An 18,489-nucleotide genomic window follows, 5' to 3' on the forward strand; every position below is an offset into this window, starting at 1 on the left:
TTGGGTTCATCCACCTCCTGTAGCGGGCGGGGGTGGAGAATGTCGTCGCGCAGGAAATACATCCAGCTAATGAGCTCGGCGGTGGCTGGTTTTTTCTTCAGATTGGCATTCTTTACCTTCACGAAATAGGCAATGTATGCTGCAATCGTCTGTTCAACAGCGTGCCGTTTCGATGCGGTTTCGGCTCGATCCAGTTCTTTGTTAAAAATTTGATTCAGAACGATTTCCATGAGCTGATCTTCCTTCGGAAACTCGATGTGGTAAAAGATGCACCGGCGCAGAAACGCATCGGGCAGGTTCTTCTCCGAATTGCTGGTCAGAATCACGAAGATGTTTTTGGTTCCGATTTCGTATTCCGCGTTGCCATCTTCCCGAACCTGAAACCGAAAACGATCCAGTTCATTCAGCAGGTCGTTCGTAAAATCGCGCGGGGCTTTGTCCACTTCGTCGATCAGCACCACCGAACTGCGGGGGCTGGAGGAATCAATGTCGTTCATAGACAGATACGGGCATTTCTCGATCAGCACCGGATTGCTCAGCACAATGGCCTGCCCAAGCGCCTGAAGCCGGATGTGCCGGGCCACCCCGGGAACGGGCGGTTTTTCGGGAATCGACAAAACCGTTCCGGCAGCAGCTCCACTGGCAGCCACCTTCGGTTTTTCCGGGTCAAAATGCGTCGCGTGGAAATGGCCGAGGGCGTCGTACAGGTAAAACAAATCCGTGGAAGTCGACACGGTTTTGGTGTTGAAAACCAGCGGTTTACTCAGGTACTCGTTCGGGTATCGGGCGTGCAGATCGGCGGCTAGTTTTTCAGCGAGCCGGGTTTTTCCGGTTCCCGGTTCGCCGGTCAGCAGCAACGGTTGCTTGAGCAGAATGGCCACCCGAACGGCGTTGTAGAGGGCTGAGTCGAGGATGTAATCCGAAGGGTTTTTCTTCATCCGCGGAACATTCAGTTCCGTTTGCTCGTCAAATTCAAATTTTTCGACCAGGGCCATTTTTCAGGGAGTTTGAGGGGTATTGAAGCGTTCGATCAGCGTCAGGAGCTTGTCTTCCAGTGCCGGGACATCGATTTTTCCGGGTTGATCCGGCTGAAAAATACTGGTAATCACGCGTTCTTTCTCCGCATCCGGCGCGTGCCGAAGGTAGTTCCGGAACCATTCTTCGAGGTATTTTCGCTGATCGGGAACGGCCAGCAGTTCGTCATCCTGATTCAGTATAATGAGCGGGCTCCGGGCGGGATCGTCGGGATCGACCAGGCCGGAGTTTCGGAACGGTTTCAGTATTTTTTTGACGGAATTGCCCGGCATAAAAGCTGAAAACCAGCTTTGTTTCGGGGTAAAAATAATGTTCCAGAAAAAGAGCAGATACGGATGGGCCGGCGAATTCGCCCCGGTTTCGGGTGGGCGGAATTCCGTCATGAACTGTCGGATCGACTCCAGTACTTTTTCGCTCAAATCGTCGGCCTTGATCTGGAGAGCAACAATCGTATACTGACTGTTTTTGATCGCCGGAATGCCCAGAAATTCATCAACCGACAGGCTGGTGCTGTCGTCCTGGCCTTTGACGATTTTATAGAGTTCGCGCCGGATTTTGAGGGGCGTGTCGTAGGCCCGGTTGAGTTTAACGAGCATGTCGTCGGGGTCGCGTCGACGGTCGTTGGGATCGAACGGGTAATTATAAATCCGGTTGGGGTTTTTCGTGATTTTCTCGTAGACCAGTTTTCGCGCCAGCCCCAGCGGAGACTGGTAATCCGCGCCCACGATCAGGTAATGCTGCACGGGTCGGTACAACACGTCGAGTCCCTGGCTGAGGTTGAAGCTGGGATCGAACCCGTTGCGGTATTGGTCCCGGTCACACAAAAATGCCTTTTGCCGGTCGATCAGGGGGACTTTTTCAAATGGTTCCCGTTTGGATACGAGCGTCCATTTCAATACTTCGGGCTGGCTGTAATACAGCCCCCAGGCACAGGGTACCTCGGGGTTTTCGGTCGGGAAACCGCCCCGCGTAAATAAGGTAGATTTTTTTTCGGACAGCAGGGGCGATTTAGAAACGGCTTCGTCAAATGCCTGCTGGAGTGTTTTGTACGGTCGGGTAAACGAATAATAAAAGTTTTTAGCCAGTTCGCTGGCCTGACCGTCGGGCACGGCGGTCGACGTGGCGATGATGGCTTCAACGCCGTGGGCGAGGAGCGTATCGACGTACCCGTAGGTGGAGCAGCCGTTCAAAAAAATCAATTTCGGTTTCTTTCCACTCAATAATTTAACGAGCTGGTTCTGGTTATAAATTCCGTCGGACAACACAAAGTGGGTTTGACTGGCGTGACCACAATAATGAAAAATGGTTAGTTCCTGACCGATTTTTACCAGGGCCCGATGAATACTGTCCGCATCAGTTTTGGTGGAGGGCGTCGGATAGACAATGTCCTGGTTTATTTCCAGATCATACAGCAGTTCGTCAATGTATTTGATCTCGTCGTCAACCGCGTTTAAATACTGAAGATCGTTCAGAGTAGACGGGTTGGCGCTGGCGATAAAAATAACGGGCTTGCTCATAGACCTTCCAAATCCGATAGACGGCGTGACACCGACTTTGGAAAGTAAGATACTTAAAACCTGAGCAGCCAGGGCAGGGTTATTATTTAACGGCAGGGAGCGTCTGTCAACCCGGCAGGTTGAGGTGCCGCAGAATGACCCGCATCAGGCTGGTGGGATTATACGGTTTGACCAGAATTTCATTCAGACCAGCCACCTGGGCGCGGTTGCCGACTTCCTGCGCCAGACTGGCCGTAACGGCAATGATGGGCAGCGTTTCGTTCCGTTCCCGGATGATTCGGGTCGCTTCATAGCCGTCCATGACCGGCATTTGCAAATCCATCAACACCAGCCGGTGTTTGGCCGAATCCAGTTTATCGACCGCTTCCTGTCCGTTGCCGGCCACATCGACCGACGCGCCAAGCCGCTCCAGCACGCTTTTAGCCAGAAGCACATTCATCGCATTGTCTTCCACGAGCAGGATGCAGACGTCTTTCAGGGGTTTATCGGTCGACAGGGGTTGGTGCTCGGACTGGCTTTCCGGCGGGGTCGTCATTTTCCGGAAAGACTGCGTGAAGTAAAACCGGGATCCTTTCCCCGGTTCACTCTGCAGATGAAGCTCCACGTTTTGCAACGCCAGAATCCGCCGGCAAATGGTCAGGCCCAGCCCCGTTCCCCCGTAACTGCGCGACATCGACGAATCGGCCTGGGTAAACCGGTTGAAGACGAGTTCCTGTTTTTCGGGGGCAATGCCGATGCCGGTATCTTCGACGGCCATCGTGAGGGTCACCTCCTGCTCCGTTTGTTCAACCACGGACAGGCTCACCTGAACCTGTCCCTGAATGGTAAACTTGATGGCGTTGTGGACCAGATTCGAAATAACCTGGGCCAATCGGGTGGGATCGCCGATCACTTTGCCTTTCCAGGTGGGATCGATCGTCAGCGAAAGGGTCAGTGATTTTTCGTTTGCAGCCGACTGGTAACTCGTAATGATCTTGTGCAGGATGGTGGCCGGATCCATCGGTATTTCTTCCAGGGTGGTTTTGCCGGCTTCAATCCGGTTGAAGTCCAGAATGTCATTGACGATGTGCAGCAAATTTTTGGCCGAAAACAGCATCACGTCGAGGTGTTGCTTCTGATCCGGTCGGGGTTTGTCCTGCAGCAGCAAATGGGTCATGCCAATCACGGCGTTCAGGGGCGTTCGGATTTCGTGACTCATCGTACTCAGAAATTCGCTTTTGGCCCGCAGGCCATCTTCGGCCTGTTCCTTGGCTTGTTTGAGTGTAAACGCAAACCGGAACGAGAGGACCAGCGATTGCAAAAAGAAAAAACCGATGTAACCAATGAACAGCACCAGATTTTCGGGAAAGGCGATCTGGAAATATTTAAAAATAATGATGACAAATACCCCCAGCAGCACGGCGGTACTCATCAGGGAATACTCAGCACCGGGTCGTTTTCGTTGGGCCGCTACCCAGTAGACGTAAAAAGCGTAGGCGATGTAGATCGGCATCAGGCTGAGGAACGGTTTGACCAATTGGGTAAAAATGGTGGGCGGACACAGGACCGTAATGCCGGCGAATGCCAGACAAACCCACGCCAGTGCCGTCAAAAAGCGTTCGTGAACGTCGGCGGGGTAGAGAGATCGGGTATAAAGGATAAAAGCCGCAATACTTAAAAAAAGCGTGAGGTATTCGAGGTGGAGTGTCAGCGACCAGTCGGCCTGGTGAAAGATGGAATGGAGGGCATACTGATCCGTACCGATGATGCGGTAGCTATAGAGCAGGCAAAACAGGGAGAAATAGAGGATGGAGGTTTCGTGTCGCCCAAAGAGAAAGAGCCCTAAAAAAAACAGTCCGCCCATGAATAGGCAGCCTGTCAGTAGAAAGTTGAGGGCCAGTTCCCGGTTGGCTTTTACCGTCAGCGTGTCGGCCCGGCCGAGCAGGATCGCTTTGTAGGGGCCTCCTTTGGAATGGTGGAAATTGGCAATTTGCAGCAGCAGGTGGAGCGTATCAGCCTTTTCAGGAATGTTTTTTAGCTGTGTCGACCAGAAGGGCGTTGTGGTTTCCTTCGTTGTGCCGGGGGTGCCGCTTCGGGCCAGTTCCCGGCCATTCAGGAGCAGGCGGTATGCGGTGTAGGCATCGGGGAGTTTGAGGGCCAGTGGCGGATGTTGGGGTGGCAGCACAACGGTTAGGGCGTAAGTAGCGTAGCCGTAGGAGGGGAGGGGCTGGCCTTTCCAGGTTTGCGAGTTCCAGATTTCAGGAAACGGGCTGTATTCAAACGGAATTTCGGGATCGCCGGGGTTTCGCAATGCGTGCCAGTACCATTTCCAGGTTCCGTTCAACGAAACGATTTTTTGATCGAGGTTTACCCGCCGAAGATCCAGAACCCCCTGTCTTGCGGTCGGAAGAGGGAAGTCGGCCGGTTGCGCATGGAGGGGTGAGCAGTCTAGTAGCAAAAAAGACAAAAAACCGCAGAGGGAATAAAAAATAGGAATATTGGTTTTGCCCGAAAAAAACCGGCTTTTCATGTGTTGGACTAACTTCCCGTTGAGTGAATGTACTTACCTGTTACCAGACTTCAGACCTGATTTGTCCAGGCACAAAAAACCCCTCAAATTTTAGTCCAAAAATGGTTGAAACCGGAATTGCGGATGGAAATCGTGTTTGGGCTATCAAAACCAGGGGGCGGGCGGGTCTGTTCGCCGGGCGTAACCTGACCGGAATTGCCGAAAAGACAACGGGTTACGGCCTGGGGTCAGGTGCCGGCCGGAATCCGGGCGGTGTCGAACCAGAACGCCCGAATCTGGCTGATTAGGTTTGTAAGCTGCTGGTAGCCAGGCGGTTTGGTCAGATACGTATTGGCTCCTAATTGATAGCAGCGGGTAATGTGTTCGGGCAGCGAAGAGGTCGTAAAAATAATCACCGGAATGGAGCGGAAAGCTGGATTGGAGCGCAGTTCGGCCAGGGTCGTAAATCCGTCCATCCGGGGCATGTTCAGGTCCAGGAAGATCAGTGACGGCAGTTGAAGGGTGGTATTCAGGTGGTCGAGCAGTTCGACACCATCACCCGCGAAGGCAACTTCACAATCCAGCCAACTGGAATCAAACACCGATTTGAACAGGAGCCGGTCATCGTCGTCGTCGTCTGTAATGATAATGCGGTATTTGCGGGTCATGGAACGGTGAGCGTAATAGGAATGTACGTAGTTTTGTCAAAGATAGATAATAGATGTCAAATACAATTTTAACCCCCGACAAACTTTTGAAATCGCAGTATGTCCTTTTTTTTGCCATAAAACATACGTTTTGGTAAGATTTGAGTCGATCGGGTTGAAACGGCGATCGGATGGTGTTTGCCGGGCGGGATACGGGTTTTCGCTTCATTCCGGTATCCGACCCCTGCCGGAACCCTTCACCGGAAAAGCCTTTTGGAGCGGCCGGAACGAATTCGATCGGAATGGCGCGAAAAATCGCATCGGTCCGGCGGGTCAGAAATTGCACTTCACGCGGCAAATACTTTTATTTGTGGCGATTTTTTTGCATATTTGTATGATAGGCGTATCGTAGAACAAGCCTCAAACCGTCTGACAATTTCCAAACCGGCGGTTCCACTTTTTTAACCATCGCTTCGTTCGTATTATCGGACAGAGAATTGACTTCTTATGGCAGAAGAGACAGAAGAACAGAACAACTCCACCAACATTATTCCCATCAACATTGAAGACGAAATGCGCGGTGCCTACATCGATTATTCGATGTCGGTCATTATCTCCCGCGCCTTGCCCGATGTCCGTGACGGTCTCAAGCCGGTACACCGCCGGGTGCTTTTCGGAATGGCTGAACTGGGAGTAAATTATAACAAACCTCACAAAAAATCGGCCCGGATCGTTGGGGAGGTTTTGGGTAAATATCACCCGCACGGCGATTCATCCGTCTATGGTACGATGGTGCGGATGGCCCAGGACTGGTCGTTGCGGTATCCACTCGTTGACGGTCAGGGGAACTTTGGTTCCATTGACGGTGATTTTCCAGCCGCCATGCGGTATACCGAAGCGCGGCTGAAGCGGATTGCGGAGGAATTGCTCACCGATATTTATAAGGAGACGGTCGACTTTCAGTCGAACTTCGATGACTCGCTGGAAGAGCCGACCGTGATGCCGGCCAAACTGCCAAACCTCCTGCTGAACGGCTCGTCGGGCATTGCCGTCGGGATGGCCACCAACATGGCTCCCCACAACCTGACGGAAGTGGTGAACGGGATCGTGGCCTACATCGATAACCAGGAGATTACCATCGATGAGTTGATGGAACACATCACCGCGCCGGATTTCCCGACGGGAGCTACGATCTACGGTATCGAAGGTGTACGGAATGCGTTCCGAACCGGTCAGGGCCGGGTCGTGCTGCGGGCCCACGCCACCATTGAAGAAAACAAGGGTAAGACCCAGATCATCGTTTCCGACGTTCCCTACATGGTCAACAAAGCCATGATGCTGGAAAAAACGGCGGAATTGATCAATGATAAAAAGATTGAAGGGATTTCGGCCTTCCGGGATGAGTCGGACCGCGATGGATTGCGCGTGGTGTATGACCTGAAGCGGGATGCCGTTCCGAACGTTGTTCTCAACAACCTGTATAAGCATACGCAGCTGCAGTCGGCTTTCAACATCAACAACGTCGCGCTGGTGAAAGGCCGCCCGGCTTTGCTGAATCTGAAAGACCTGATCCGGTATTACGTGGAGCACCGCCAGGAGGTGATCACGCGCCGGACACAGTATGAACTGCGGGAAGCCGAAAAGCGGGCGCACATTTTGGAAGGTTTGCTGATTGCGCTGGACAACTTGGATGCGGTAATTGAAATCATCCGGAGTTCGCGGGATCCGGAGGTTGCCAAAAACGGCTTGATCGATCGGTTCAAGTTATCGGAAATTCAGGCCAAAGCCATTCTGGAACTCCGTCTGCAACGCCTGACTGGTCTCGAACGCGACAAGATTGTGGCGGAATACGAAGAACTGGCCCGACTGATTGCCGATTTGCGGAGCATTCTGGCGAGCGAAGAACGGAAACTGCAAATCATTCGCGATGAGCTGCTCGAACTCAAAGCCCGTTACGGCGATGCCCGCCGGACCGAAATCAGTATTCTGGGCGACGGCAACATCAGCGATCTGTCGCTGATCGCCGACGATGAGATGCTGATCACGATTTCACACGAAGGCTACATTAAACGGACGCCGTTGACCGAATACCGGACCCAGAGCCGGGGAGGAGTCGGTTCGCGTGCGGCCAAAACGAAGGAAGACGACTTTACGGAGCATCTGTTCATGGCGACGATGCACAACACGCTGCTGATTTTTACGCAGAAAGGGCGGTTGTACTGGTTGCCGGTGTATGAACTGCCGGAAGGAGCGCGGGATTCGAAGGGTCGGCCGCTGGCCAACTTCATCAACATTGAGTCCGACGACCAGGTGCGGGCGGTGATCAATGTGAAGGATTTGAAAAACGCCGATTACATCAACAACAATTACCTGGTGATGTGTACGGAGCAGGGAACGATCAAGAAAACCCTACTGGAAGCCTACTCGCGTCCGCGTCAGAACGGGATCATTGCCATCACAATCAATGAAGAGGAGGGAGACCGCCTGCTGAATGTCTGTATGACCAATGGGCAGAACGATATTGTCATTTCGTCGAGCCTGGGCAAAGCCGTCCGGTTCAACGAAAGCCGGGTTCGTCCGATGGGCCGTACGGCCGCCGGGGTTCGGGGCATCGATCTGGAGCCGGGGGTGAAAGCCGTTGGCATGGTTTGCATCGGTCGCGACGACGCTCAACTGCTGGTGGTTTCGGAAAAAGGATTCGGGAAACGGTCACCGATCGATGAATACCGGGTGACAAACCGGGGAGCAAAGGGCGTTGGTACGCTGAAGGTTACGGATAAAGTCGGCAATCTGGTGGGCATTCTGGAAGTAACCGATTCGGATGATATGATGATCATTACGAAGTCAGGAACGGCCATCCGGATGCATGTCGATGAGGTGCGGGTAATTGGTCGGAACACCCAGGGGGTGCGGCTGATCAACCTGCGTGACGGTGACGAAATTGCGTCGGTGACCCGCATTGCCCGGGAGGAAGATGTTGAAATTGAAGGGAATGGCGTCGTGCCGGAAGCGCCCGTCGACGGTTCGGAGGAAGCGCCCTCTGATCAAATGGCTTGATATTCCCATAAATTATTCAGTACTTTCCAGAATAAAATCAAAAACAACGTTCAACCACAAAATTTAGTCATATGAAACGATTCTCGTTCTTCCTACTGGCGGGATTTTTATCAGTAGGAGCATCGTATGCTCAAGGGCTCGATGCTCTAACCGAAAAAGCTTTCCAGAGTGAGAAAGAAAAAAGCGACAAGGCAATCACGGATGAGAAAGCCTCAGTCAAGCCCAAAACGTGGATGGATCGCGCTAAAACGTACGAGAACATTGCTACGCAGGCTATTAAACTGGACTCGAACGCGGCAACGGTTGCCTACGATGCCTATAAGAAAGTAGTCGAACTCGATAAAGATAAAAAGACTGGCGGTCCGGGTAAAATGGCCAAAGAAGCAGAGGAAGCCATGAAAGGGCAGACGCTGTTCCAGGCGTTTATGAACTCCGGTATTTACAAGTACCAGGCGAAGAACTTCAAAGATGCCGCTGCACTGATGTCCAGAGCAGGGGAGATCAATCCGAAAGACACCACGGCGGCTTTGTATGCCGGTATCTTTACGCAGAACACCGAGAAACCGAGTGATGCCAAAGCGCATTTTGAGCGTTATATCGAGAACGGTGGAAAAGATCAGTCGGTCTACACCACGCTGGTGAGTCTGTATTATCAGGACAAGGAAATCGAGAAAGCCCTGGCCACCATCGATAAGGGAATTGCCACCTTGCCGAACAGCAAAGACCTGGCTACCCAGAAAACCAGCATCCTGGTTACGTCGGGCAAAGTCGACGATGCGATTGCGGATATGAAAAAGCAACTCGAGAAAGATCCGAACAACGTGAATCACCTGTTGATGCTGGCCAGTCTCTACGGCGACAAAAACAACAAGGGCTCGGAAGAATTATCGAAGTTGGTCGGAAGTGCCAAGAAAGGTCCGAACGCCACCAAGCAGTTGAGCGAAGAAAAAGTGGTTCTGAAAGAATCCCAGAATGAGCTTACCCGTTTGACGGCCCGGGCGAAGAAAGAGCCGAAGAATGCCGATGTGAAAAACCAGATTGCCCGGGTGAATCAAATGATTGCGGATTCAAAAACCAAAATCACCGGTCTGGAAAAAGAAGTAGCAGAGCAGGCTCAGGCGAGCGCAGCCGCTGGCAATCAGGAACAGAAAATAGCAGAGCTGACCAAGCAGGTTGAGGAAAACCGGATTGCTTCCAAAGAGTATTATACCAAAGCACTGGCGGCTGATCCGAACAACTTCGATGCCAACTTCAACCTCGGGGCTGCTTACTTTAACGAAGCCGTTCAGATCCGGAAGCAACTGGAGATGATGGACATGAAAGACTACCAGACCAAGGGCAAGGAAATCGAAGGCCAGGTTTGCGGAAAATTCAAGCAGGCACTGCCATATTTCGAAAAAGCGAAATCCGTAAAGGATACCGACCAGGATTTGAACGACAACCTGACGAACCTTCAGAATATTCTGAAGCAGTTTGAAGAGAAGAAAATTCCCTGCGTCGAAAGCAAATAATAAAAAAGGCAGCTCGCAACGGCTGCCTTTTAATTTCCCCGAAAAGCTCCGATCTTGTGAAAGCGAGGTCGGAGCTTTTTAATGAGGTAGTATGGTAAAGATTACAAAGGTACTCATCACCGTGGCCATGATTGGTGTTTGGGGCTGGCTGGCTTTTATGGCGGTTATGACGGCAAGTTTACGCGGTCGGCTAACATCCGTAGCCATCGGTATTTTACTCAACAGTGCATTGGCGTTTTGGTACACGCATCTTGAGAAACGGTTGAAGCGATTACCGGATGAGGAGAAGCAAGAAACGGAGGAGGTGGAACAGAATACGTAGAGAATTGAAAATGCTAGTTAACATAATATAAATTATACAACAGCTATTTTACAGGAGAATCAGCTTGTAAATACCTACGTAATGGTCTGGAAGATAATGGGTTATAGAAGGTCGTATAGATCAATGATTTATGGATTCACGTGGAACAAAACCGCTGATTTTCTCTGATTAACCCCGATTAACGAAGTACTATTGCACTGAATTGATCAGAGAAAATCAGCGGGTATCAGGGAGAATATCCTGAAAGATGAATTGGGTGTCCCATTGATCGGGTTCTGCCGAAGCGGCATACGAGCGCCGGACTACTTCGCCTTTTTGAAATCGGATCGGTGCCTTGAAAATTGGTCCGTCGTAGACAAAGGAATGGTACTCGCCGTTTTCTCCGCACGGATCGACCGACGGCGGCAAATCTTTTAAAACGGTAGCATCTAGGTTACGACCGGCCCAGCTTTCCGACAACTGAGTTTCGTTCACACAAACCAGCACGGCTTTAAAACCGGCCTGGACAAATTTCGCCAGCAACACGGTCGTGTTTTGATTCCACAACGGAAACACGGCCTGCAAACCCACTTCATTGAGTTGTTGTTCCCGGTATTGCCGCAGGTCTTCCAGAAAAATGTCACCGTAAATCACGTGCGTAATGCCTCGTTCTTTCAGTTCAATCAATTTTTGTTTAACCAGCGTATTGTAGCATTCCATCGATACGTCGCCGGGAAATTGAATCGTATGCAAAGGCAGATCAAGAGCGTTTGCCTGCGATTCGATCAGTTCGGAACGGACGCCGTGCATGCTGACCCGTCCGAATTGCTCGTTGATATGGGTGAGCAATCCAGCCAAATCATATTGCCCGGATTGCTGGCAAAAAAAGAGAGCGAGAGCCGAATCCTTGCCCCCGCTCCAACTGATGATTGCTTTTTTCATGGTGAGAGAAAAGAAAATAGAGATGAGACAAGAGAATAAAGACAACCCTGGAGGCTATTGGTCTTTATTCTCTTGTCTCACCTCTCATCTCTATTTAAAGTAAAAACCGGATGGTGCAATTTCCGCTTTCACGGAATCGATCAGGGTTCCGCTGGTCTGGTAGCGGAAAACATAACCCGCCTGTTTGTAAGACGGCGTATACCCGCCGTAAATAATGCCGGATTGTGGTTCGACTGCCAGGCCGCTGAATAACCGTTTGATGAAGGGTGTGGTAGCCGGAACGCTGGTGTCGTTGACCGAAAAACGATAGGTCTCACCTTTCTCTTTGTAGTTGTCAGCCGCATCGTAGAAACTGCTCACGAAGTAAAAGTATTGCTTGTCTGCACTCAAGCGGAATTTTGAAAGCGAGCGGGTTTTGTCGGTTCCAATTTTCAGGCGGTTTTCAATTGCCTTGCTCTGCGGGTTGACCCGAATCATTTCACCGCCACTATACACCCAGAGTTTGCCATTGCCGTCGACGGCGACCGGATTGGGATTCGCGCCAATTTCGATACCAGTTTTAAGCTGATCGGTGGTAATGTCGATAACCGTAAGTTTGGTAGAACCACCGGTCGAACCGGCAAATACCTCGCTACCCACCAGCAGAAGGGTCTCCACTCCTTTCACCGCCGGTATTTTTTTGGTTACGGTATGGGTCGTTAAATCCACGACCGCAATGTAACCCGGATCTTTATAGAACGTTCCGTTTGAAAAATCACCGGAAAGATCCCAGCAACTCACGTATACTTTGTTGGCACTCACCCGAACCGCTGAGCGCGGATTTTCGATCTCCGGGGATTTTAGCGTCGCGAGTGACTTGAACGTATTGGCATCCACAATTTCAACTTTGTCCTGACCCGCCGTGGTGTTGTCGACCAGAATGAGTCCTTTGCCATCGGCTTCTTCGTAGGCCTGCACACTCCCGGTCAGGGAACGCTGGTTGACCTGGTTAAAAATATCGTAAGAAGCTGTTGAACCCGTCGGTGGAAAATACGAGATTGTCCCATTGTTGTCGGTGAAATTGCCCTGGTTGACAACCAGCACCCCGGAACCGTACGGCAGGGCTTGCGGATCGTCATTGTCATTGTTGCAGGACCAGTTCAGGGCAACCAGCAGGCCAAGTGCCAGTTTCAATCGGACCGACGGAGCGGAAGTTACTTTTCTCATTGTTTTGGGGTATTCAGATTACAGATTAATTGAATGGTAAAGTTGCGACCCGGCATGGCATTCCGCTTGACGTTGAGGTAGACGGTATCAAACACATTGTTGATCTGTCCCTGAATCCGGGTTGCTACGGGGCCGAGTTTGATCTGGGTTTCGAGCAACACGTTCGTTAGCAGGTAGCCGCGTAGAAACTGAATGTTGTCGAAGGTGATGTACTGGCGGGAATTGACCTGATTCTGGATGGTCAGGCGGTTTTTACCTTTTGCCACAAAGGCCGAAAAGCGGCCGCTGTGTTTGGGAACGTACACCAGTTGTTTGCCGATGATGTCCTGGGCATAGACGTTATAGACCCGCTCCTGGCTCGACCGTGTGAGGGCATACGCCAAGGTCAAGCCCGATTGCCAGTTGGCTGTCGTATAATTCAGCGTTCCCGACCACTCCAGTCCACGGGCCACGACCAGTTGCAGATTTTCGACCCGGTAGCCGGACTCCGGATTCCAGTACGACCAGTCGTCGATGCGGTTTCGGAACGCCGTGGCTTCGGTGGTCACGGTCAGGTGTCCAGTGGGAATCCATCGGCTTTCTAAACCCGCTTCCAGATTAAAACCGTTTTCGGGCCGAATGTCCGGATTGCCCAGTACTTTCCAATACCGTTCGTTCAAAGTGGGAACCCGGTAACTGCGTCCGGCGGATGCTTTGGCCGTGAGCGTGTTTTTGCCTGTTTTTAGTAACGAATACTCTACACCCAATGAAGGCGTAATCGGCGGATCAAACCGGGTGACGAAAGCCTGCCGGAGATTGGCCGAAACCAGCCACCGGGGCCACTGCATCCGGAGCAGCGCATACAGATCGGCCCGGTTTTCCTGAATCGGTTGATCACCGTAGCCGTCTACCTGCGTGCGGTAATACGACCACTCGCCCCCTAGTCGCAGAGAAACTTCTGCTGATTGATAGGAATGCGTAAATTCTTTCTCAATTCGACTGATTAGTCGATCGGTTTCGGAATGGCTGGGCGTATTGAAGTTCCCGCGTGCGTAATCGATGACATCGCGAATCCAGCCCAGTCGCAGCGTGAGTTTATTCGTTTCATAGGTTGTTAAAAACCGGTACGATTGCGAGCGCGTTCGTTCCCGAACGGTGGTATCGTAGGGCGTAACGGTCAGATCGTTGTCCGTCAGCCAGAGGTTCACCGAAAGCTGCTGATTTTTCTGATTTCGGAAATACAGATCCTGAATGAATCCTTTCTGTTGGGTAATCGAATGCTCTACGAAGTAATTGCCCCGTTCGCGATACGGGAAATTGTTGTTGGCGTTGGTGGTGTAGAAGAACGATTTCCCGGCGATCTGCCAGCGTTTCCCGGCAGCGCTCACAAACCGAATCCCAAGCTGCGTTCCGTAATTTCGGAAACTTCCGAGCTGCTGCCCGACGGAGGCCTGAAAACCGGGTTGTTGCCACTTCGGATTGTTCATGAGCAGAATGCTGCCCCCCACGGCATCCGACCCCACGCAACTGGCGGAGGAACCATACTGAACCGCGAGCTGATCGAAGCCGGTGACGGGCAGCGTCGAGAAATCACTGAGTCCGAGCGTTGGCTGGTTGATGTTGATTCCATTCCAGAGCACGGCGGTGTGATTGGCCGAGGTACCCCGAAACGAAGCGGTCGATAACTGGCCCGCACCGTATACCTTAAACGCAATGGGTGTGGTGTAGGTCAAGAGGTCCGTCAGCGTTTGAAACCGGAATTGTTCGAGCGTCACGGAGTCGATCCGTTGGGTTTTCTGACCAGCCGAAAACCGCTCGGGCGTGGTTCCCCGAATCGTTACGGCGGGTAACGTTTGGTCAGTACCGTTGGTCTGGCCGTTCGTAACCGAAAACGAACCCACCAGTAAGGACAGGATAATCCCATCTCTATACCGCATCATAGCGCATGTCGATAAAAAAGTGGCCGGTCAAATGCCCTTGTGTAAAGGGTTGGAAGCCGTAACAACCCGGTTTCCTTTACACCCGAAAGAAACAGAGTATCGTTAATTTAGGCAGGTCTCCTGGCTCACCCACTGATTTCGGCCTTCCCATCCGAACGAAACCGGACAGTGGCAAGAAGAGGAAATCAGTTCGTACGGGTTTACAGTTGCGGGGACAGCGTCGGTTTTGCACCGACTTCCCTATTAAGCCAACCCTGCCCAAACCGGCAGGCGGCACCTAATGCGACAAAGGTAGCAGGTTGTGGAGGATTCTCCAATTATTTATGACGGCGCGTACTCCCGGAAGGTGCCGTCGGTATAGAAAACCAGAATTCGTTCTATGATTTTTTCGTCTTTATTTTTCGCTACAGACGATTGTGGCGGGGTAGTATAAGGCGGTTTATCATCGCCAATTTCGGGTTGAGGGCTGGGCTTGCGTGGAATGGCTGGTATTTCGACCGGGCGAGGATTTACATTTGTGACGGGTTGATCTTCTTCCAATATCCAATCGTAACCCAACTCAGGAAACCGACGAATGATCTTCTGGATGATGTCGAAGCTGGGGCGGTTGCGTCCCGAGAGGATGTGTGAGATGCTTGAGCGTTGAACACCGATTTCATCCGCGAAATAAGAAGGGGTTAAGTTCTTGTCCTTCAGTACCTGTTTAATTTTGTCATTTACATTCATAACAGTATGTTTTTTACAAAAGTAAATAATTTACAATAGGAACCAAGGCAAATGTAAATCAACAATTGTTATCAATGTAAATTATACAAATGTTAATTGTTTACAAATGAAAAAGCCAACGTTACGAATGTAAAATTGGCTTTTGTAAATTAAGAAAGAAGAAGGTCGTTCGATTACATATGTACCACGGTTTAAACCGTTACATTGTTCGTACGCAGCGCGTCGTTGAGGGACGTTTTCAAATCGGTTGATTCCTTGCGCAGACCGATGATGAGCGCACAGGGGACCTGATATACACCGGCTGCAAATTCTTTAGCAGTGGTACCCGGAATGACGACGGAATTGTCGGGCACATAGCCCCGGTGTTCGACCGGTGACGAGCCGGTGACGTCGATAATTTTGGAGCTGCCGGTGATGGTGACACCGGCTCCGAGAACGGCTCTTTTGCCAATGTGTGCGCCTTCTACAACGATGCACCGGGAGCCGATGAAGGCGCCATCTTCCACTATAACGGGTGACGCCTGGGGCGGTTCCAGCACCCCTCCGATGCCTACTCCCCCACTCAGGTGAACGTCCTTTCCGATTTGTGCACAACTGCCCACCGTAGCCCAGGTATCGACCATGGTTCGCTCATCGACGTAGGCGCCGACATTGACATACGACGGCATCAGAATCGCTCCTGGAGCAATATAGGATCCATAGCGGGCAACGGCTGGTGGAACGACCCGGACACCGCGACTTTTGTAGTCGGTCTTCAGCGGAATTTTATCATGAAATTCAAAAATGCCGACTTCTTCAGTCTTCATCGTTTGGGAAACAAAATACAGTAAGATCGCTTTTTTGATCCATTCGTTTACGATCCACTTCCCTCCTTCGCCACCCGGTTCGGCTACGCGCAAACGACCGCCGTCGAGTTCGGCTATCACCTTTTTGATGGTTTCCAGGGTTACTGAATCGGTCAGCAAAGATCGGTCAGACCAGCAATCTTCAATTACTTTTGTGTACTCCATAATTCAAAAATTTGTTTATAGGAATTATTCATTTTGATTAACATAATCACTTGATTTTTAGCGCTCTTACATTATAGTTTCTAAAATTGTTTTTATTGGTTTTTTACTATTATGTGTTTGTTTCATGGTGGGGTAATTACTGATAGCGATCGTGTTTTTGACTAATAAGATATGGGTGTCAGAAGTAACAATCATTGAATATGTAACAGCCCGAATCGGTATGTTACTGAATAAATATAATACAATTATATTATACAAGTACTCTTTTAAAATGGCTTGTTGGCGGTTCCCTGAAGGAATAATGTAAAGACCACAGTGAATTGATTGTTGGCCATATTGCTTCAAAAATACGCTGGTGAAGACTGTGTCTAATCGCAGTAAATAATTATTGCAACTGGCTGAAATTACTTCACGGACAGGTAGGCTAAAGTGGATGATCTGATTAGTTGATGGTTCGATCACACTGGGTTCACACGATTGTATTTTCAGGATTGAATGTGTCTGATGCTGGCCGTGAGCTTTTAATAAACCGTAAGGAATCGGTCTACCCATGGGAAGGCTGGTGCAAAAGTCCGCTGTTTGGGAGCGGTCAGGATTCGGAGACGTATCGTTATTTAGGGTATTCAAGTAAGCTAAAATCGAGTAAAAGGAATAGGGCCGCTCCTATTTTAAGCCACTGAATGGATGATAGCCTGGTAGAAACAGATTATAAAAATAACCATTTTTAAGCAGGTTATAAATTATTTCACTGAATATTCGATGTTCATTTTAGCAGGAATATTGTTTGATTGATATACTAGGCCCAGATCAATAAAGATAAACCTTACGATTAATACGTTAGTAAAAACAAAGTAGATATACTATTTAAATTAGTAAAATACGAATGAAATGTTAGTGAATTACTAAATATATGAGTGGAATACACTACGATCATTAGTTATTTATTTATTATTACTAAATTGTATAGGTATCTATTTTACTAAAGAAATCGTTTTACCTTCTTACATTTGCCAATCCTCCAGCGATTTTATTGACGCCCCCTTTTAAACTTACCTTTACGTTTCAATTTGTAATACTATCTTTGTACCGTTCTTGCTAACTAATTAAAACATACAATGGGCAAAATCAAAGTCGCCATCAATGGGTTCGGCCGCATCGGCCGCCTGTCTTTCAGAAGACTCCTCGAAAAAGAAAATGTTGAAATTGTTGCGATCAATGACTTAACTGATAATGCAACCCTGGCGCATTTACTAAAATACGATTCCATTCACGGTAAATTTCAAGGCACCGTTACCTCTGATAACGAAAGCCTGACCATTAATGGCGTAAAAATTCATGCGTATGCCGAACGTGATCCCAAAGCACTGCCCTGGGGTACATTGGGCGTTGACGTTGTTCTGGAATCAACCGGTCGTTTTGTCGATGAAGCCGGTGCCGGCCAACATTTGACCGCTGGTGCCAAAAAAGTGGTCATCTCCGCTCCTGCCAAAGGAAATATTCCAACCGTCGTTCTGGGTGTCAATGAAGATACCCTGACAGGCACTGAAACCATCCTTTCCAATGCTTCCTGTACGACGAACTGCCTGGCTCCTATGGCCAAGGTTCTGGACGACGTTTTTGGCATTGAAAAAGGCTATATGACAACGATTCACGCGTATACCGCCGATCAGAATCTTCAGGATGCTCCCCACTCCGACCTGCGCCGGGCCCGGGCAGCCGCTTTGTCGATCGTTCCGACCTCGACGGGTGCTGCCAAAGCCGTTGGTCTGGTATTGCCCCAATTGAAAGGAAAACTGGACGGATATGCACTCCGGGTACCCATCCCCGACGGTTCAGTAACGGATTTGACCGCCATTTTGAAACGCGAAGCTACAAAAGAGGAAATCAACGCAGCCATGAAAGCCGCAGCCGAAGGTCCGCTGAAAGGAATTCTGGAATATTGCGAAGATGAAATCGTTTCAACCGATATCGTTGGAAACCCAAGCTCGTGTATTTTCGATTCAAAACTGACTTCCGCCAACGGAACGCTCGTGAAAATCGTCGGCTGGTACGATAACGAATTTGGCTACTCAAGCCGGATTGCTGACTTGATTGCTAAATTGTAATATTAAAGGATTTAGCACCAAAAAA

Annotated in this window: 12 protein-coding genes, 1 pseudogene and 1 riboswitch; of the genes and pseudogenes, 4 read left to right on the forward strand and 9 right to left on the reverse strand. The window is 50.2% G+C overall.

Annotation, left to right across the window (positions count from 1 at the left end; all coding sequences use genetic code 11):
• Positions 1–260: 260 nt before the first annotated feature.
• From FH871_RS34165 to FH871_RS12780, 4 genes and pseudogenes are all read right to left on the reverse strand, one after another.
• A pseudogene (locus FH871_RS34165) lies at positions 261–938 on the reverse strand (AAA family ATPase); the annotation flags it as partial.
• Positions 939–998: 60 nt separating this feature from the next.
• Positions 999–2,552 carry a CHAT domain-containing protein gene (locus tag FH871_RS12770; protein WP_138991811.1) on the reverse strand — a complete coding sequence of 518 codons (1,554 nt, stop codon included), beginning with the start codon at positions 2,550–2,552 and terminating at the stop codon, positions 999–1,001.
• Between the two features lie 106 nt (positions 2,553–2,658).
• Positions 2,659–5,061 (reverse strand): ATP-binding protein, encoded by a 2,403-nt coding sequence (locus FH871_RS12775; protein WP_138991812.1) that lies wholly within the window; start codon positions 5,059–5,061, stop codon positions 2,659–2,661.
• 227 nt (positions 5,062–5,288) lie between these two features.
• Complete coding sequence (locus FH871_RS12780; protein ID WP_138991813.1) at positions 5,289–5,708, reverse strand: response regulator; 420 nt, start codon at positions 5,706–5,708, stop codon at positions 5,289–5,291.
• Between the two features lie 486 nt (positions 5,709–6,194).
• Between FH871_RS12780 and gyrA the strand changes: the two genes are divergently transcribed.
• The 3 genes from gyrA (at position 6,195) to FH871_RS12795 (ending at position 10,577) form a co-directional block, all read left to right on the forward strand.
• Positions 6,195–8,744: a DNA gyrase subunit A gene (gene gyrA, locus FH871_RS12785; RefSeq protein WP_138991814.1), complete on the forward strand. Its 2,550-nt coding sequence runs from the start codon at positions 6,195–6,197 to the stop codon at positions 8,742–8,744.
• Between the two features lie 71 nt (positions 8,745–8,815).
• The gene (locus FH871_RS12790; protein ID WP_138991815.1) at positions 8,816–10,255 is read left to right on the forward strand and encodes a tetratricopeptide repeat protein; all 1,440 of its coding nucleotides are present in this window, start codon (positions 8,816–8,818) and stop codon (positions 10,253–10,255) included.
• Between the two features lie 91 nt (positions 10,256–10,346).
• Positions 10,347–10,577, forward strand: a complete 231-nt coding sequence (locus FH871_RS12795; protein ID WP_138991816.1) for a hypothetical protein — start codon at positions 10,347–10,349, stop codon at positions 10,575–10,577.
• Between the two features lie 216 nt (positions 10,578–10,793).
• Here FH871_RS12795 and FH871_RS12800 read toward each other — a convergent pair whose 3' ends face one another.
• From FH871_RS12800 to FH871_RS12820, 5 genes are all read right to left on the reverse strand, one after another.
• A complete protein-coding gene (locus FH871_RS12800; protein ID WP_138991817.1) occupies positions 10,794–11,498 on the reverse strand; it encodes a diphthine--ammonia ligase in 705 nt (234 codons plus the stop codon).
• Between the two features lie 90 nt (positions 11,499–11,588).
• Positions 11,589–12,704 carry a YncE family protein gene (locus FH871_RS12805; RefSeq protein ID WP_138991818.1) on the reverse strand — a complete coding sequence of 372 codons (1,116 nt, stop codon included), beginning with the start codon at positions 12,702–12,704 and terminating at the stop codon, positions 11,589–11,591.
• The gene (locus tag FH871_RS12810; protein WP_138991819.1) at positions 12,701–14,623 is read right to left on the reverse strand and encodes a TonB-dependent siderophore receptor; all 1,923 of its coding nucleotides are present in this window, start codon (positions 14,621–14,623) and stop codon (positions 12,701–12,703) included. Before FH871_RS12810 ends, FH871_RS12805 begins: the two co-directional genes overlap by 4 nt.
• Before the next feature lie 92 nt (positions 14,624–14,715).
• Positions 14,716–14,919, reverse strand: a riboswitch (cobalamin riboswitch).
• Between the two features lie 25 nt (positions 14,920–14,944).
• A complete protein-coding gene (locus tag FH871_RS12815) occupies positions 14,945–15,349 on the reverse strand; it encodes a helix-turn-helix transcriptional regulator (RefSeq protein ID WP_138991820.1) in 405 nt (134 codons plus the stop codon).
• Between the two features lie 191 nt (positions 15,350–15,540).
• Positions 15,541–16,359 carry a 2,3,4,5-tetrahydropyridine-2,6-dicarboxylate N-succinyltransferase gene (locus tag FH871_RS12820; RefSeq protein ID WP_138991821.1) on the reverse strand — a complete coding sequence of 273 codons (819 nt, stop codon included), beginning with the start codon at positions 16,357–16,359 and terminating at the stop codon, positions 15,541–15,543.
• Between the two features lie 1,115 nt (positions 16,360–17,474).
• Here FH871_RS12820 and gap point away from each other — a divergent pair.
• A complete protein-coding gene (gap, locus tag FH871_RS12825; protein ID WP_138991822.1) occupies positions 17,475–18,464 on the forward strand; it encodes a type I glyceraldehyde-3-phosphate dehydrogenase in 990 nt (329 codons plus the stop codon).
• Positions 18,465–18,489 lie beyond the last annotated feature (25 nt).

This window comes from Larkinella sp. C7 (assembly GCF_006149005.1).
GTDB lineage: Bacteria > Bacteroidota > Bacteroidia > Cytophagales > Spirosomataceae > Larkinella.

Coding starts and splice junctions, on each gene's coding strand:
- FH871_RS12770 (WP_138991811.1), bottom strand. CDS start 2,552: ATGAGCAAGCCCGTTATTTTTATCGCCAGCGCCAACCCGTCTACTCTG.
- FH871_RS12775 (WP_138991812.1), bottom strand. CDS start 5,061: ATGAAAAGCCGGTTTTTTTCGGGCAAAACCAATATTCCTATTTTTTAT.
- FH871_RS12780 (WP_138991813.1), bottom strand. CDS start 5,708: ATGACCCGCAAATACCGCATTATCATTACAGACGACGACGACGATGAC.
- gyrA (WP_138991814.1), top strand. CDS start 6,195: ATGGCAGAAGAGACAGAAGAACAGAACAACTCCACCAACATTATTCCC.
- FH871_RS12790 (WP_138991815.1), top strand. CDS start 8,816: ATGAAACGATTCTCGTTCTTCCTACTGGCGGGATTTTTATCAGTAGGA.
- FH871_RS12795 (WP_138991816.1), top strand. CDS start 10,347: ATGGTAAAGATTACAAAGGTACTCATCACCGTGGCCATGATTGGTGTT.
- FH871_RS12800 (WP_138991817.1), bottom strand. CDS start 11,498: ATGAAAAAAGCAATCATCAGTTGGAGCGGGGGCAAGGATTCGGCTCTC.
- FH871_RS12805 (WP_138991818.1), bottom strand. CDS start 12,704: ATGAGAAAAGTAACTTCCGCTCCGTCGGTCCGATTGAAACTGGCACTT.
- FH871_RS12810 (WP_138991819.1), bottom strand. CDS start 14,623: ATGATGCGGTATAGAGATGGGATTATCCTGTCCTTACTGGTGGGTTCG.
- FH871_RS12815 (WP_138991820.1), bottom strand. CDS start 15,349: ATGAATGTAAATGACAAAATTAAACAGGTACTGAAGGACAAGAACTTA.
- FH871_RS12820 (WP_138991821.1), bottom strand. CDS start 16,359: ATGGAGTACACAAAAGTAATTGAAGATTGCTGGTCTGACCGATCTTTG.
- gap (WP_138991822.1), top strand. CDS start 17,475: ATGGGCAAAATCAAAGTCGCCATCAATGGGTTCGGCCGCATCGGCCGC.